The 14,301-nt window shown below is 73.1% G+C and carries 15 protein-coding genes; 3 read left to right on the forward strand and 12 right to left on the reverse strand.

Annotated features, from left to right (window positions below; genetic code table 11):
* Positions 1-14: 14 nt before the first annotated feature.
* The 4 genes from RMN56_RS07705 to RMN56_RS07720 all read right to left on the reverse strand — a co-directional run bounded on the left by RMN56_RS07705 (position 15) and on the right by RMN56_RS07720 (position 5,103).
* Positions 15-608, reverse strand: coding sequence for a GTP-binding protein (locus RMN56_RS07705; RefSeq protein ID WP_091260490.1), 594 nt, complete (start codon positions 606-608; stop codon positions 15-17).
* 1 nt (position 609) lies between these two features.
* Positions 610-987 (reverse strand): DUF742 domain-containing protein, encoded by a 378-nt coding sequence (locus RMN56_RS07710; protein ID WP_091261430.1) that lies wholly within the window; start codon positions 985-987, stop codon positions 610-612.
* Positions 988-1,087: 100 nt separating this feature from the next.
* The gene (locus RMN56_RS07715; protein WP_089011242.1) at positions 1,088-1,492 is read right to left on the reverse strand and encodes a roadblock/LC7 domain-containing protein; all 405 of its coding nucleotides are present in this window, start codon (positions 1,490-1,492) and stop codon (positions 1,088-1,090) included.
* Entirely contained in the window at positions 1,489-5,103 is a 3,615-nt protein-coding gene (locus tag RMN56_RS07720) for a sensor histidine kinase (RefSeq protein ID WP_313723135.1), read from the reverse strand. The genes RMN56_RS07715 and RMN56_RS07720 overlap by 4 nt, the downstream gene beginning before the upstream one ends.
* Positions 5,104-5,445: 342 nt before the next feature.
* On the opposite strand from RMN56_RS07720, the gene RMN56_RS07725 reads away from it, so the two are divergent.
* Positions 5,446-5,901, forward strand: a complete 456-nt coding sequence (locus RMN56_RS07725; protein ID WP_313723136.1) for an ATP-binding protein — start codon at positions 5,446-5,448, stop codon at positions 5,899-5,901.
* Here RMN56_RS07725 and RMN56_RS07730 read toward each other — a convergent pair whose 3' ends face one another.
* From RMN56_RS07730 to yczE, 4 genes are read right to left on the reverse strand one after another with little or no spacing between them, the layout of a single operon-like run.
* Positions 5,902-6,975 carry an adenosine deaminase gene (locus RMN56_RS07730; protein WP_262287134.1) on the reverse strand — a complete coding sequence of 358 codons (1,074 nt, stop codon included), beginning with the start codon at positions 6,973-6,975 and terminating at the stop codon, positions 5,902-5,904.
* A 51-nt stretch (positions 6,976-7,026) separates the two neighbouring features.
* The gene (locus tag RMN56_RS07735) at positions 7,027-7,440 is read right to left on the reverse strand and encodes a PPOX class F420-dependent oxidoreductase (protein WP_313723137.1); all 414 of its coding nucleotides are present in this window, start codon (positions 7,438-7,440) and stop codon (positions 7,027-7,029) included.
* Complete coding sequence (locus tag RMN56_RS07740) at positions 7,437-8,009, reverse strand: NADPH-dependent FMN reductase (protein ID WP_313723138.1); 573 nt, start codon at positions 8,007-8,009, stop codon at positions 7,437-7,439. The genes RMN56_RS07735 and RMN56_RS07740 overlap by 4 nt, the downstream gene beginning before the upstream one ends.
* Positions 7,997-8,626, reverse strand: a complete 630-nt coding sequence (gene yczE / locus RMN56_RS07745) for a membrane protein YczE (RefSeq protein ID WP_313723139.1) — start codon at positions 8,624-8,626, stop codon at positions 7,997-7,999. The genes RMN56_RS07740 and yczE overlap by 13 nt, the downstream gene beginning before the upstream one ends.
* 56 nt (positions 8,627-8,682) lie before the next feature.
* On the opposite strand from yczE, the gene RMN56_RS07750 reads away from it, so the two are divergent.
* Both RMN56_RS07750 and RMN56_RS07755 read left to right on the forward strand, forming a co-directional pair.
* Complete coding sequence (locus RMN56_RS07750) at positions 8,683-9,156, forward strand: MarR family winged helix-turn-helix transcriptional regulator (protein ID WP_313723140.1); 474 nt, start codon at positions 8,683-8,685, stop codon at positions 9,154-9,156.
* Between the two features lie 2 nt (positions 9,157-9,158).
* Positions 9,159-10,097, forward strand: coding sequence for a putative RNA methyltransferase (locus RMN56_RS07755; protein WP_313723141.1), 939 nt, complete (start codon positions 9,159-9,161; stop codon positions 10,095-10,097).
* A 7-nt stretch (positions 10,098-10,104) separates the two neighbouring features.
* On the opposite strand, the gene RMN56_RS07760 is transcribed toward RMN56_RS07755, so the two are convergent.
* From RMN56_RS07760 to RMN56_RS07775, 4 genes are all read right to left on the reverse strand, one after another.
* Complete coding sequence (locus RMN56_RS07760) at positions 10,105-10,785, reverse strand: DUF4272 domain-containing protein (RefSeq protein WP_262287139.1); 681 nt, start codon at positions 10,783-10,785, stop codon at positions 10,105-10,107.
* A gap of 101 nt (positions 10,786-10,886) precedes the next feature.
* Positions 10,887-12,167: a thymidine phosphorylase gene (locus RMN56_RS07765; protein WP_313723142.1), complete on the reverse strand. Its 1,281-nt coding sequence runs from the start codon at positions 12,165-12,167 to the stop codon at positions 10,887-10,889.
* A gap of 41 nt (positions 12,168-12,208) precedes the next feature.
* Positions 12,209-12,916 (reverse strand): cytidine deaminase, encoded by a 708-nt coding sequence (locus RMN56_RS07770; protein ID WP_313724672.1) that lies wholly within the window; start codon positions 12,914-12,916, stop codon positions 12,209-12,211.
* A gap of 105 nt (positions 12,917-13,021) precedes the next feature.
* Positions 13,022-14,299, reverse strand: coding sequence for an ABC transporter permease (locus RMN56_RS07775; RefSeq protein WP_313723143.1), 1,278 nt, complete (start codon positions 14,297-14,299; stop codon positions 13,022-13,024).
* Positions 14,300-14,301 lie beyond the last annotated feature (2 nt).

A 14,301-nucleotide genomic window follows, 5' to 3' on the forward strand; every position in this document is an offset into this window, starting at 1 on the left:
GCTTCGTCACCGGGTCAGGCGGGGGCGACGGCCCGCGAGCGCCGCATGGTGAGCACGTACTCGACCAGCGAGATCAGCACGTGCTTCGTCGACTCCCGGTTACGGGCGTCGCAGGCCACCACCGGCACGTCCGAGGAGATCGCGAGCGCGTCCCGGACGTCCTGCGGGTCGTGGTACTGCATCCCGTCGAAGCAGTTGATGGCCACCAGGTACGGCAGCCGCCGGTGCTCGAAGAAGTCGATGGCGGCGAAGCAGTCGGCCAGCCGACGGGTGTCGACCAGTACGACGGCGCCGATCGCACCCCGGACCAGTTCATCCCACATGAACCAGAACCGCGTCTGACCCGGCGTACCGAACAGGTACAGGATCAGATCCCGGTCGATCGAGATACGACCGAAGTCCATGGCCACCGTGGTCGTCGTCTTGCCCGGCACCTGCCGGGTGTCGTCGACGCCCACGCCGGCGGAGGTCATGATCGCCTCGGTGGTCAGCGGCGTGATCTCCGAGACCGAGCCGACCAGCGTCGTCTTGCCGACGCCGAATCCACCGGCGATAACGATCTTCGCCGACGTCACGCGCCCGCTCGGGGCAGGCGGCCGGTGCGACATGTCAGAGCCTGCGAAGTCCACTCAGCACCCTCTCCAGCAGTTCAGTGCCCACCGCGTCGTCGGAGTCGTCCAAAATGGTCGGCTCGTGGACCGCGACCAGGCCGTCCGTCGCCATGTCGGCGATGAGCACCCGGGCCACGCCGAGCGGAAGTTGCATGCGCGCCGCGATTTCGGCGAGCGACTGCACACGTCCGTCACACAGCGCGGCGATGTACTGGTGCTCCCGGCCCTGGCCACCGTTGCCAGTGGCAACCGACCGGCCGCGCACCGTCGTCTCGACGAGCGCCTCCAGGGCGATCTCGAGCCGGGGGCGGGTACGACCGCGGGTCACGGCGTACGGACGGACCAACGCTCCGGTCGGTTCGTCACGATCAACCATGTCGCCGCTCACCTCCTTCGTACCCGGCACCGGCTCGCCCCGGTGGCATTCGTCCTTGTCGTAGTTGTTGCCGCCTCTGACCCACCGGTCAGCGCGTCGTTCAGCCCATCATCCCGACAGCCGTGCGCGGCTGCGGGGTCAGGGCGTCGCCCACCCGGTCGACGAGCAGGGCCATCTCGTAACCGACCTGCCCGACGTCGCAGCTGCGCGCGGCGAGCACGGCGAAGGACGAGCCGTCCGAGATGGACATCAGGAACAGGAAGCCGTTGTCCATCTCGACGACGGTCTGCAGCACCGCCCCGCCCTCGAAGCAGCGGGCCGCGCCCTGGGTCAGGCTGACCAGCCCGGACGAGATCGCCGCCAACTGGTCCGCGCGGTCCCGCGGAAGGTCACGGGACGAAGCGAGGAGCAGGCCGTCGGCGGAGACGGCGACCGCGTGCGCCACACCGGGCACTCGGTCGGCGAAGTTGGCCAGCAGCCATCCGAGATCCTGCGTAGTTGTCATCCTTGTTGCTCCTTCTGCCCGCTCCCGGCCACTGGGCCTGAGCCAGACTGCGAGGACTGCTGCCCGCCCGGAGTCCCCTCCGGGCCGGTGGAGTTGCTGTCAGTCGGGTTGTTGCGCCCCCGCTGCACGCCCCGATGGTAGGCCGAGAGCAGACCCCGTACGCCTTCCGGCGTGCGGCGCTGCACCGAGGTGGACGGCTTCTCGACGCCACCGGGAACGAGTTGGGCCATCGGCGTCCGCTTCGGCAGGCCCTTCTGGGTGGTCTCCTCGACCGGGACCTCGGTGGCCTTCGAGGCGGCCCGCCAACCGTCGTCGGCCGCGGTCTGCCAACCGGGCTGCGGCGGGGCGGCGGGCTGCCGGGTCGGCAGCGCACCGGCGTAACCGGGACGGGCCCCCCCGTTCGTCGCGCCGTTGTCCTGCGGCGCTCCGCCGGCCGTCGGAGTCTGTGCCATCGGTGTGTTACCTGTCGTCCCGGGTGGTGTCTGCCGCACGGCCCGACCGGCGGCGTCGACCTTGGCGAACTGCTGGGTCGCGGCGCCGTTGGCCGCCGCCGGCTGCGCCGCGGCCGGCTGGGCCGCGGCCTGCGCTGCCGCCGCCTCCTCGTTGGGCCCCGGCCGTCGGGTGCGGAACCAGGCCGACTCGAGCTCCCGGAAGATCGGCAGCTCCATCGTCTCGTCCGCGTACCGCTGGCGGTTGCCCGGCTGCTGCGGGGTCGCCGGCCGCGGCGCGGGTGCCGGTGCCGGTGCCGGTGCCGGCCGGTTGGCGGCCGGTGGCGTCTCCGGACGGGTGACCCGGGGCAGCTCGGTGGTCATGTCCAGGCCGGCGGCGAGCCGTTCCGGCACCGCCGGAGCCGCGGCCTGCTCGGGCGTGGCGACCGGCGGCCACACCGGCGGGGCGCCGACGTGCGGCGCCGGAGCCGGCGGGGCGGGGCGCTGCGGCAGCTGGTTCGCCGGAGGCACCGAGACGGGGTGGCCGGCGGCCGGCGTGGCCGACACGGGCTGACCGGAGACCGGCGACGCCGACACGGGGTAACCGGAGACCGGCGACGCCGACACGGGGTAACCGGAGGTCGGGTAGCCGGAGGTCGGGTGACCCGAGACCGGGACACCGGAGACCGGTGGCAGCGGCGGCGCCGACACCGGCGGGACCGGCGGGGCGGAGACCGGCGGCGGGTTGTAGGGCCGGGCCTCCGGGCTGCTCGGCAGCTGCCGCGGGATGGCCGGCTGCTGACCGGTGGAGGCCGGGTCGGCCTCGGCCGGGTTGCGCCGCTGGGGCAGCGGGTCGATCGGCTGGCCGTTCGGGTTCCGCGGCGTGAAGCCGTCACCGCCGGCCAGGGGGCCGGCGCCGGTCAGGTCGGACCAGGCCGGCATGGACCGGGCCCCACCCGCGTTGGCCGGGGCGCCCGAGCCGTTGCGCGACGCCGGGTCGAAGGACCGCCCGCCCAGGGTGACCTGGTTGCCGGACGTGCCGGGGTGCGGGACCGGCGGCGGGGTGTGCGGGCCGTTGCCCAGGGCGGCCAGGGCGCCGAAGGCCGGCGCGGGTCCGCTCTGGCCGAACGCCGGGACGGGACCGCCGAGCTGCGGGCCGCCGGCCGGGAGGGCCGGCGCGGGCTGGCCGCGGCCGGCGAGGGCCCGCGGCACCAGGACCGAGGTGGGCAGCGTGACGTCGGCGACGGTGCCCCGGTCGGCGCCGGGCCGCAGCTCGACCTTCACGCCGTGCCGGGAGGCCAGCCGGGCGACCACGACCAGGCCCATCATCCGGGAGACCGCCACGTCCACCTGCGGCGGCGTGGCCAGCCGCTCGTTCAGGTCGCGGAGCTGCTCGTGGCTGATGCCGATGCCCCGGTCCTCGACGTAGAGGGAGGCGCGGTCACCCACGCGGCGGGCCTCCACCATGACCTGCGAGTCCGGCGGGGAGAAGGCGGTGGCGTTGTCGAACAGCTCGGCGACCAGGTGCACCAGGTCGTTGACCGCGTGCGCGGCGACCTCGATGTCCCGGTCGATCACGCCGAACTCGATACGGGTGTAGTGCTCGACCTCGGACTGCGCGGCGCGGAGCACGTCGATCAGTGCGGCCGGCTCGCGCTGCACGCGAGTGGAGTCCGCGCCGGCGAGGACCAGCAGGTTCTCGTCGTTGCGCCGCATCCGGGTGGCCAGGTGGTCGAGCTGGAACAGCTCGGCCAGCCGGTCCGGGTCCTCCTCGCCGCGTTCCAGCCGGTCGAGGTGGCCGATCAGCCGGTCGACCAGGATCTGCGACCGGCGGGCCAGGTTGACGAACATGGTCGCGACGGAGGCCCGCAGGGCGGCCTGCTCGGCGGCGGTGCGGACGGCCTCCAGGTGGACGGCGTTGAACGCCTCGGTCACCTGACCGAACTCGTCCTTGCTGCGCACCGGCAGCGGCTCGGCGATCTGGTTGGCCAGCTGCACCGGGGAGAGCTGGCCGGTGACCTGCGGGTCACGCAGCCGGGCCACCGCCTGCGGCAGGCCGTACTGGGCCACCGAGAGGGCGCCCTGGCGCAGGTCGCGCAGGGAGCGGGCCATGGAGCGGGCGACCAGGTACGCGAAGAGGATGGCCAGCAGCAGCATGCTGAGCAGCAGGCCGGTCTCCAGGAACACCTGGCGCTGGGTGTCCGACCGCACCTCGCCGGCCTGGCGTACCACGTTGCCGTCCAGCCGGTCCTCGACCGTGCGGATGAGCTTGGCGTTGGCCACCATGGTGGCGTCCCACTCGTCCGTGCTGAAGGGCGGCTTCGACAGGTCACCGGAGCTGTTCGCCCGGATGAGGCTGGTGTAGCGGTCCGCCTTGCGCAGGTCGGAGCCGGAGACGGTCTGGTCGAAGAACTCGGAGTCGGCCTGGTTGGCGACCGCCTTGAAGCTCTCCAGGGCCTGCGTCTGGCCGGTGCCGCTGGCGGTGAACTGCTCGCGCAGGTTCGGGGTGAGGCGCTTCCCGTTCAGCGCCTCGTGGACGACCACCCGGCGCTGGGCGAGGTATTCCTTCTGCCGCGCGACCGCGGCCGCGGCGCGCATCCGGTCGCTCAGGTCGTTGTCGCCGGCGAGCTGGATGGCCGAGTCGCGGATCGTGAGCAGGTCGCTGATCAGGGCCTCGTACGACCGCTGCGCGTCGGCGCTGGTGAGCTTGCCGTTGGAGACCTGGCTGCGGGTGCCCGGCAGATCGGCCAGCCCCTGGTCGACGTCCTTCAGCCGGTTCTCGAACGTGCGCGGCAGGTCGTCGATCTCCAAGCGCTGCCGGGAGTAGGGGCCCTTCGCCTGGTCGACCCGCTGGTTGGCCCGGTTGTAGGCCTCCTGGTACTGCGCCCGCGTCTGCACTTCCGTCGAGCCGAGGAAGAGCACCGAGGCGACCCGCTCGTCCTGGAGGGTGTCGGCCAGGTCACCCGAGTAGGAGATCAGGTTGGCCAGGTCACCGGCTCGATTGGCATTGTTGAGCGTCTCCAGGTGGTCGACCAGACCGCTGGTGCCGACCACGACTGTCGCGATGGTCGGCACGATCATGATCAGGCCGAGCTTGGACCAGATCGGCATGTCGCGGAGCCGGCTGGCCGGCCGGCTCAGACGCGACAGGAAGGAGCCCGCCGTCGTTGGCCGTTTGCTCACGTCACCGCCCTCGCATTACCGCGTCCGGCGTTGCCTGTGGGCAACGCCGAGCGACCGACCCGGCGGGTCGGACCTCCGAGATTCCATCACGCCGCCCCCCAAGAAGAAAGCCCAGGTTGTCCCTCGCCGGAGGTGTGATGAGATGTTGATGCAATTTGATAGCAATCCGTCTGGCCGGAGTCACTGAAGGTAATGGAACACCCGCACCGCGTCGTCCTGCTCGCCGGCCCTTCCGGCTCCGGAAAGTCGTATATAGCCCAACGAACCGGACTTCCCGTCCTCTGTCTCGACGACTTCTACAAGGACGGCGATGACCCTACGTTGCCGCGTCGGAACGGAGAGGTGGACTGGGAGTCCCCGCTGTCCTGGGATGCGGACACGGCGGTGGAAACAATCGCCCGACTGGCCCGGGACGGCAAGGCCGAAGTGCCGGTTTATGCGATCGGCGCGGACCGTCGGGTAGCCACCCGGCCATTCGACGTCGACGGATCGCCACTTTTCGTCGCCGAAGGGATCTTCGCCGCCGAGATCGTGGCGGAGTGCCGCCGCCGGGGGCTGCTCGCCGGGGCGTACGCGCTGCGCCGTCCCCGCGGCGCGACCTTCGTGCGCCGGCTCACCCGCGACCTGGCCGAGCAGCGCAAGGCGCCCCGCGTGCTGATCCGGCGCGGGGTGGCGCTGCTGCGGGCGGAGCCGGCGGTGCTGCGCCGGCAGACCGGGCTGGGCGCCGAGGCGGCCCGGGCCGGGCAGGTGCTGCGCCGGGTGGCCGCCCTGCTCGCCGGCCACCCGCGGCAGCCCTGATCAGCCGATCAGCTTGGCGTACGCCGGCTTGATCACCTCGTCGATGATCTTCAACCGCTCGTCGAACGGGATGAAGGCGCTCTTCATCGCGTTGATGGTGAACCACTGGAGTTCCTTCCAGCCGTAGCCGAAGGCGTCCACCAGCAGGGCCATCTCGCGGGACATCGAGGTGCCGCTCATCAGCCGGTTGTCGGTGTTGACCGTCACCCGGAAGCGCAGGTCGCGCAGCAGCCCGATCGGGTGGTCGGCGATCGACGCGGCCGCCCCGGTCTGCACGTTGGACGAGGGGCACAGCTCCAGCGGGATCCGCTTGTCCCGGACGTACGCGGCCAGCCGGCCCAGCACCGGCGGGTTCCCGGGCGTGATGTCGTCGACGATCCGGACGCCGTGCCCGAGCCGGTCCGCGCCGCACCACTGGATCGCCTGCCAGATCGACGGCAGCCCGAACGCCTCGCCGGCGTGGATGGTGAAGTGGAAGTTCTCCCGCTGGAGGTACTCGAAGGCGTCCAGGTGCCGGGTGGGCGGGAAGCCCGCCTCCGCGCCGGCGATGTCGAAGCCGACCACCCCGGTGTCCCGGTGCCGCACGGCCAGTTCGGCGATCTCCTGCGACCGGGCGGCGTGCCGCATCGCGGTGAGCAGCGTGCCGACCCGGATCGGGGTGCCCGCCTCGGCGGCCAGGGCGCTGCCCTCCCGGAAGCCGGTGACCACCGCGTCGACCACCTCGTCCAGGGTGAGGTTCTGCTCCAGGTGCTGCTCGGGGGCGAACCGGACCTCGGCGTAGACCACCCCGTCGGCGGCCAGGTCGAGCGCGCACTCGCGGGCCACCCGGCGCAGCGCGGGCCCGGTCTGCATGACCGCCACGGTGTGCGCGAACGTCTCCAGGTAGCGCTCCAGCGAACCCGAGTTCGCCGCCTCGGCGAACCAGCGGCCCAGCGCCTCCGGGTCGGTGGTGGGCAGCTCGTGGCCGGCGTCGGCGGCCAGCTCGACGATCGTCGCGGGCCGCAGACCGCCGTCGAGGTGGTCGTGCAGCAGCGCCTTCGGGACCTTGACGATGTCCTCGTACGAGATTGCCATGCACCGACCCTAGTCACCGACCGTCGCGGAGCGGCACCGGACCGGGCCGGCTCACGGCCGCCAGCCGTACACCCGCTCGACCGTGAGGCGGAGCACCAGCCGGCCGTCGGCCACCATGGCCGCCCGGTAGTCCGCCCAGTCCGGGTGCTCGCCCCGGATCCGCCGGTAGACCTCGACCAGTTCCTCGACCGTGGCGTCGTCGGTCGCCGCGGCCGGCGGGGTGAGCGTAACCCGCCCCTCGGCCACCGCGTACGCCCCGCCGTCCGGGGTGCTGACGTGGAAGCTGGCCCGGGGGTCGCGCCGCAGGTTGCGCACCTTGGCCCGGTCACCCACGGTGGAGCAGCGGATGAGTCCCGGCTCGGCCAGGTAGTCGAGGTTGGAGAGCTGCGGCCGGCCGTCCCGGCGCAGGGTGACCAGCACCCCGCGCCCCCGCTCGCCGAACAGCTCCCAGAGCCGGGCGGTCACGCCGCCACCGCCCGCAGCGGGGCGAGCGCCGCGGCCAGCCGGGCGATCTGGTCGAGCATCAGGTCCGCCGCCTCATCCCGCCCGGGATCGGGCAGCAGTTCGCCGGCGTCGTCCAGCGCCTGCTGCAGGAAAATGGTCACCGCCTCGTTGACCGGCACCATGTTCAACGTGGTCACCACCTGCTTGACCATCTGGACCGCACGCAGGCCGCCGGACGTCATGCCGTAGCTCACGAAGCCCACCGGCTTGTGCCGCCACTCGTGGTAGAGGTAGTCGATCGCGTTCTTCAGCGGCGCGCTGAACCCGTAGTTGTACTCCGGCATCACCAGCACGAAGGCGTCGGCGGCAGCGGTGGTCGCGCTCCACGACCGGGTGTGCTCGCGCAGGTAGATCCCCTCCGCGGGGTGGTGCGGCTCGTCGTGGAACGGCAGCCCGACCTCGGCGAGGTCGATCAGGCGTACCTCGTCGAAGCCGGCGTGGCGAACGGCGGCGGCGGTGAACCAGTCACCGATCCGCCGGCCCACCCGGCCGGGTCGGGTGCTGGCGACGATCACGTTCAGGCGGGGCATGGCGGGGTCACTCCTGTGGGGGCGGGCCGGACCGGGGCCGGCGCGGTGAATCGGGGGGCGAGGTACTGGACGAGCGGCCCGATGGCCAGTGCGAAGAGCAGGGTGCCGGGACCGACCGTGCCGCCGAGCAGCCAGCCGATAGCGAGCACCACCAGCTCGATGAGGGTGCGGACCCGCCCGATCGGCAGGCCGCGGGCGGCCAGGCCGGTCATGAGCCCGTCACGGGGACCGGGGCCGAGCCGGGCTCCGAGGTAGAGGGCCGTAGCGACGCCGTTGAGCAGGATGCCGGCGAGCAAAAGGGGAACGCGGCCGACGAGTGCCCCGACCGGCGGCAGCAGCGCCAGCGTGGCGTCCAGCGCCAGGCCGACCAGCGCGACGTTGGCGACGGTGCCGACGCCGGGCCGCTGCCGCAGCGGGATCCAGAGCAGCAGCACCACCAGCGCGACGCCGTTGACCAGCAGGCCCATGGGCAGCCCGGTACGCGCGGCCAGGCCCTGGTGCAGCACGTCCCACGACGCGAGTCCCAGGTCGGCCCGGACCAGGAGCCCGACGCTGACGCCGAAGAGCGCCAGGCCGGCGAGGAGCCGGACCGCACGGGCCGGCATGCTTGTTGACATGTCATCAACCTAGGGCCTCGTTGATGACATGTCAACCATTGGGCTAGGCTCGGCGCATGGACGAACCACGGTGGTTGGACGAGCGGGAGGACCGGGCCTGGCGCGGCTACCGCCGGATGCGCCGCCTGCTCGACCTGGAGCTGGCCCGGGAGCTGACGCAGGGCGCCGGCCTCTCCGAGCCCGACTACGACGTCCTCTCCGACCTCTCCGAGACACCCGACCAACGGCTGCGGCTCAGCGAACTGGCCGACCGGATGCTCTGGTCGCGCAGCCGGCTCTCCCACCACATCTCCCGGATGCAGCAACGAGGCCTGGTCACCCGGGAGGAGTGCGCCACCGACGGCCGGGGATCGATCGTCGTCCTCACCCCGGCCGGTCGACGGGCCATCGAGGCGGCCGCCCCGGGGCACGTGGCCGCCGTCCGCCGGCACCTCATCGACCTGCTCACCGCCGAGGAGATCGCGGCGCTGGGCGCGCTGACCCACCGGGTGGTCGACCACCTCACCGACCGCGCGGCCACGGAGGCGTGACCGTGGACGCCCGCATCCTGACCCGGCTGCGCTGCCCGGTCTGCGGCGAACCGCTGGCCGAGACCACCGCCGGCACGGCCCGGGCGCTGCGCTGCCCGCGCCGGCACAGCTTCGACGTCGCCCGCCAGGGGTACGTCAACCTGCTCGCCGGCCGCGCCCCGCACACCGGGGACAGCGCCGAGATGGTCGCGGCCCGCGCCGAGTTCCTGGCCGCCGGCCACTACGCCGCCGTCGCCGCCGCGCTCGCCGACGCGGCCCGGCGGATCGTGCACGGCGGGGACCCGCCCGCCGCGCTCGCCGACGCGGCCCGGCGGATCGTGCACGACGGGGTCGCGCCCGCCGCGAACCCGGCCGGCGGCGACGGGGCGTACCCCCTGGTGGTGGACGCCGGCGCCGGCACGGGCTGGTACCTCGCGGCGGTGCTGGCGGCGCTGCCGGACGCGGTCGGCCTGGCCCTCGACGTCGCCAAGCCGGCGCTGCGCCGGGCGGCCCGCGCCCACCCGCGCGCCGCCGCCGCGCTCGCCGACACCTGGCAGCGGCTGCCCCTGGCCGACCACGCCGCGACGGTGCTGCTGAACGTCTTCGCGCCGCGCAACGGCGCCGAGTTCCACCGGGTGCTCGACCCGGCCGGCGCCTTGCTGGTGGTCACCCCGGCCGCGGACCACCTCGCCGAGCTGGTCGACGCGCTCGACCTGCTCCGGGTGGACCCGGCGAAGGCCGACCGGGTGGCCGGCAGCCTGGGCGCCCACTTCACCGAGGAGTCGGCCACCGAGCACCGGGCCCCGCTGAGGCTCAGCCGCACCGAGGTGGCCACCCTCGTCGGGATGGGCCCGAGCGCCTGGCACGCCGACCGGGCCCGGCTCGCCGAGCGGATCGCGGCGCTGCCCGAGCCGGTGCCGGTCACCCTCGCCGTGCGGCTCGGCGTGCACCGGCCGCGCTGACCACCGCTCAGGTGGACAGGTCCACCTCTTCCCAGCCGGGCGGCTCGTCGTGGTACGGCCCGCGCAGCATCACGGCCCACTCCAGCGCCCAGCGCCGCTGCCCGATGGCGTTGGCGTCCACCAGCCCGGGCAGCGCCAGGCCGGCCTCCTCCGCCTCCAGGTACGCCCAGTCCAGGCAGTAGTGCAGGTCCAGCAGGGCGGCCGCGTCGGCCGGGTGCTGCGGGGCGGCCAGGATCCGGGCGCGCCACTGGCCGAAGTTCTCCCCGGTGACCAGGTTGGGCATCCGCTCGACCAGCCGCTCGTCCACCGGCACGGTGGGGTCCAGCTCCTTGGCCAGCCCGAGCACCCAGGCCAGCGAGAAGAGCGCGTCGTGGTGCAGCACGAACGACCGGTGGTCGCCCTTGCCCCCCATCACGAACTGCCACTCCGGCGGGGTCACCATCTCGACGAGGTGCGACTCCAGCAGCCAGCTCATGGCCGCCTGCGCCGGCATCCCGAAGCAGCGGGCCAGGATCACGTGCAGCACCGCGATCCGCGCCTCGATCTCCGGGGTGGGGCGCAGCTCGATCTCGTCTCCCGGCTCCCAGACCAGCGGGAACTGCGGGGGCGGCAGCGGGAGGCCCAGCCGGGACAGCTCGTCGAGGCTCGCCTCACGAACGGCCCGGGGATCGGGGGCGGGTACGCGCACGGCTCAGGTCCCTGTCTGCTCGCAACGGCTCATCGCCGGTCGGTCCCCCCTTGGCCTGCGACAATAGCGGCTCGGTCGCCACCGCACCATGACCGAAAAGATCAGCCGATCCGCTCGATCACCAGCGGGGTCGCGGCGGGTGCCTCGGGCGCGATCCGGACCGCCCGCTCCGCCTCCGCCAGCGCCGCCGGGATCCGCTCGGCGTGCTCGGCGCGCAGCTCGTACAGGGGCTCGCCGGCACGTACCGGGTCGCCCGGGCGCTTGTGCAGCACCACACCGGCCGGGATGCTCACCGGGTCCTCCTTGCGGGCCCGGCCGGCGCCGAGCCGCCAGGCGGCCACGCCCATCGCGTACGCGTCGATGCCGGCCACGTAGCCGTCCCCGGTCGCGGTGACCACCTCGACCTCGGGGGCCTTCGGCATGGGGGCGTCCGGGTCGCCGCCCTGTGCCCGGATCATCGCGCGCCAGGCGTCCATGGCCCGGCCGTCCCGCAGCGCCGCCTCGGGGTCGGCGTCCGGCAGGCCCGCCGCGACCAGCATCTCCCGGGCCAGCGCCAGGGTCAGTTCCACCACGTCGGCCGGGCCGCCGCCGGCCAGCACCTCGACCGACTCGGTCACCTCGACCGCGTTGCCGATGGTGCGGCCCAGCGGGGTGGACATGTCGGTGAGCAGGGCGACCGTGCGCACCCCGTGCGCCCCGCCCAGCTCCACCATGGTCCGGGCCAGCTCGCGGGCGTCGTCGACGTTCTTCATGAAGGCGCCGGAGCCCACCTTCACGTCGAGCACCAGGGCCCCGGTCCCCTCGGCGATCTTCTTGCTCATGATGGAGCTGGCGATCAGCGGGATGGCCTCGACGGTGCCGGTGACGTCGCGCAGCGCGTACAGCTTGCGGTCGGCCGGGGCCAGCCCCTCGCCGGCCGCGCAGATCACCGCGCCGACGTCGCGCAGCTGGGCGATGAACTCGTCGTTGCTCAGCGCGGCCCGCCAGCCGGGGATGGACTCCAGCTTGTCCAGGGTGCCGCCGGTGTGGCCGAGACCCCGGCCGCTGAGCTGCGGCACGGCCGCGCCGCAGGCCGCGACCAGCGGGGTCAGCGGCAGGGTGATCTTGTCGCCGACGCCGCCGGTGGAGTGCTTGTCGACGGTCGGGCGCGCCACCGGCGACAGGTCCAGCCGCTCGCCGCTGGCGATCATCGCGGCGGTCCACCGGGCGATCTCCGGCGCGGTCATGCCGCGCAGCAGGATCGCCATGGCCAGCGCCGACATCTGCTCGTCGGCCACCAACCCCCTGGTGTACGCGTCGACCACCCAGTCGATCTGGCCGTCGCTCAGCACGCCCCCGTCCCGCTTGGCCCGGATGACGTCAACCGCCGTGAATGCACTCATCAGATGATCTTTCCTCGTCGTTCCGGAACCGGTGCCCCAGCTCAGGCCGGGGACCAGCGGATCGGGATCTCCAGCGGCGGATCGCCCTCGCCGGCCCAGAAAATGGTGCCCGACGCGTCCACCACGACGACGCGCGGCGTCCGGGCCAGCCCCCAGGTGATCGCCTCCGCCGGGTCGTCCCAGGTCGGGCCCTCCTCCAGCACACCGGTCTCGGCGGCCTCGGTGTCACCGGCCGACCGCTCCCAGTACGCCGTCCACACCTGCTGCCCGGCCGAGAGGTCCGGGTGCACGAAGACCGTGCCCCGGCCCCGCCAGGCGGCCAGCCGCTCCGGCACCACCGGCAGCGGGGTCTCGCCGACCACGGCCTCCAGGTCCTCCACGCCGAACGCGTGCGGCAGCAGCTCGGCCATCCGCAGCGGCCGGCCCTTCGTCTCGATCAGGCACTCCGGGCCGCCGTTCTCCCACAGCAGCTGCCGGCACCGGCCGCACGGCATGAGCGGCTCGCCGGTGGCGTCGACGCAGGACAGCGCCACGAGCCGGCCACCGCCGGTGGCGTGCAGCGAGGAGACCACCCCGCACTCGGCGCAGAGGACCACGCCGTACGCGGCGTTCTCCACGTTGCAGCCGACCACCACCCGGCCGTCGTCGACCAGTGCGGCCGCCCCGACGGGGAACTTCGAGTAGGGCGCGTACGCGTGCCGCATGACCTCGGTGGCGGCGGCCCGCAGCCGCTCCCAGTCGATCTCCATCACGACTCCCATTCTGCCCAATTCACGCTGATCGGTCGCGGCGGCGGCCGGAGACGACCGTGCCCGGCGGGTACAACCCCGCCGGGCACGCTGCGTCGCGGGCGGTCAGCCCTTGATGTACGGCTTGCCGTCGGCGGCCGGCGCCCGGACCTTGCCGACCAGCCCGGCCACCGCCAGGATCGTCGCCAGGTAGGGCAGCATGGCGAGGAACTGGCTCGGGATGCTGCTGCCGATCGCGCCCAGGTAGGTGGCGAGCTGGTCGGCGAACCCGAAGAAGAGCGCCGCGAGCAGCGCGCCGGTCGGGCTCCACCGGCCGAAGATCAGCGCGGCCAGGGCGATGAAGCCCTTACCGCCGATCATGTTCTTGGTGAACGAGTAGAGCGCCAGGGTGTACGAGGCGCCACCGATGCCGGCCACCACACCGGCCATGAGCACGTTGCGGTAGCGCAGCCGCAGCACCTTCACACCGAGCGTGTCGGCGGCCGTCGGGTGCTCGCCCACCGACCGGGTCCGCAGACCCCACCGGGTACGGAACAGCGCGAGGTGGATGACCAGCACCAGCAGCAGACCGAGGTAGAGGAAGATGTTGCCCCGGAACAGCGCCGGGCCGATCAGCGGGATGTCCTTGAGCAGCGGGATCTCCCAGTTGCCGAACCGGGGCGCGCTGTTGTACTTCGTCGCGTCGGTCTGCATCAACCGCTCGTAGAGGAAGCCGGTGACCCCGACCGCGAACAGGTTGAGCACGGTGCCCATGACCACCTGGTCGACCAGGTAGCGGATCGCGAAGACGGCGAGCAGCAGCGAGATGAGCGCGCCGCCGACCGCCGCGGCCACCAGGCCGACCCAGACGCTCTGGTAGATGCTGCCGAAGAGCGCACCGCTGAACGCTCCCATGAGCAGCTGGCCCTCAATCGCCACGTTGACCACGCCGGTCCGCTCGCAGAGCACGCCGGACAACGCACCGAAGATCAGCGGCAGGGCCAGGATGAACGTGCCCCGGACGATGTTGACCAGCGGCATGAAGTTGCGCCCCTCGGGGGCGGCCGAGACCTGCCAGCACAGGAAGCTCAGCACGAAGGCGACCAGCCCGATGCCGAGCAGCACGGTGAGCCAGCGCTTCGGCACGCCGGCGAGCAGGGCGCCGCCGGCCGCCGCGGCGACGACGCCGAAGAGGATCGCACCGACGGTGCCGGTGATCTCCAGGGCGGCGCCGCCCTCGGTCTCGCTGAGGGTGAACCGCGCCTGCTGGTCGGTCGCGAGCGCGCCGAAGAGCACGGCGGCGAGCACGCCCAGCGCCAGCAGGACGACACCGACCTTGCGGGTCCGCGTCCAGAAGCCCTCGTCGACGGTGACGGCGACATCGGGGACAGCCATGGTCGACATTG

The organism is Micromonospora halotolerans, assembly GCF_032108445.1.
GTDB lineage: Bacteria > Actinomycetota > Actinomycetes > Mycobacteriales > Micromonosporaceae > Micromonospora > Micromonospora halotolerans.

Coding starts and splice junctions, on each gene's coding strand:
- RMN56_RS07705 (WP_091260490.1), bottom strand. CDS start 608: ATGTCGCACCGGCCGCCTGCCCCGAGCGGGCGCGTGACGTCGGCGAAG.
- RMN56_RS07765 (WP_313723142.1), bottom strand. CDS start 12,167: ATGAGTGCATTCACGGCGGTTGACGTCATCCGGGCCAAGCGGGACGGG.
- RMN56_RS07715 (WP_089011242.1), bottom strand. CDS start 1,492: ATGACAACTACGCAGGATCTCGGATGGCTGCTGGCCAACTTCGCCGAC.
- RMN56_RS07730 (WP_262287134.1), bottom strand. CDS start 6,975: ATGGCAATCTCGTACGAGGACATCGTCAAGGTCCCGAAGGCGCTGCTG.
- yczE (WP_313723139.1), bottom strand. CDS start 8,626: ATGTCAACAAGCATGCCGGCCCGTGCGGTCCGGCTCCTCGCCGGCCTG.
- RMN56_RS07775 (WP_313723143.1), bottom strand. CDS start 14,299: ATGTCGACCATGGCTGTCCCCGATGTCGCCGTCACCGTCGACGAGGGC.
- RMN56_RS07710 (WP_091261430.1), bottom strand. CDS start 987: ATGGTTGATCGTGACGAACCGACCGGAGCGTTGGTCCGTCCGTACGCC.
- RMN56_RS07740 (WP_313723138.1), bottom strand. CDS start 8,009: ATGCCCCGCCTGAACGTGATCGTCGCCAGCACCCGACCCGGCCGGGTG.
- RMN56_RS07750 (WP_313723140.1), top strand. CDS start 8,683: ATGGACGAACCACGGTGGTTGGACGAGCGGGAGGACCGGGCCTGGCGC.
- RMN56_RS07770 (WP_313724672.1), bottom strand. CDS start 12,916: ATGGAGATCGACTGGGAGCGGCTGCGGGCCGCCGCCACCGAGGTCATG.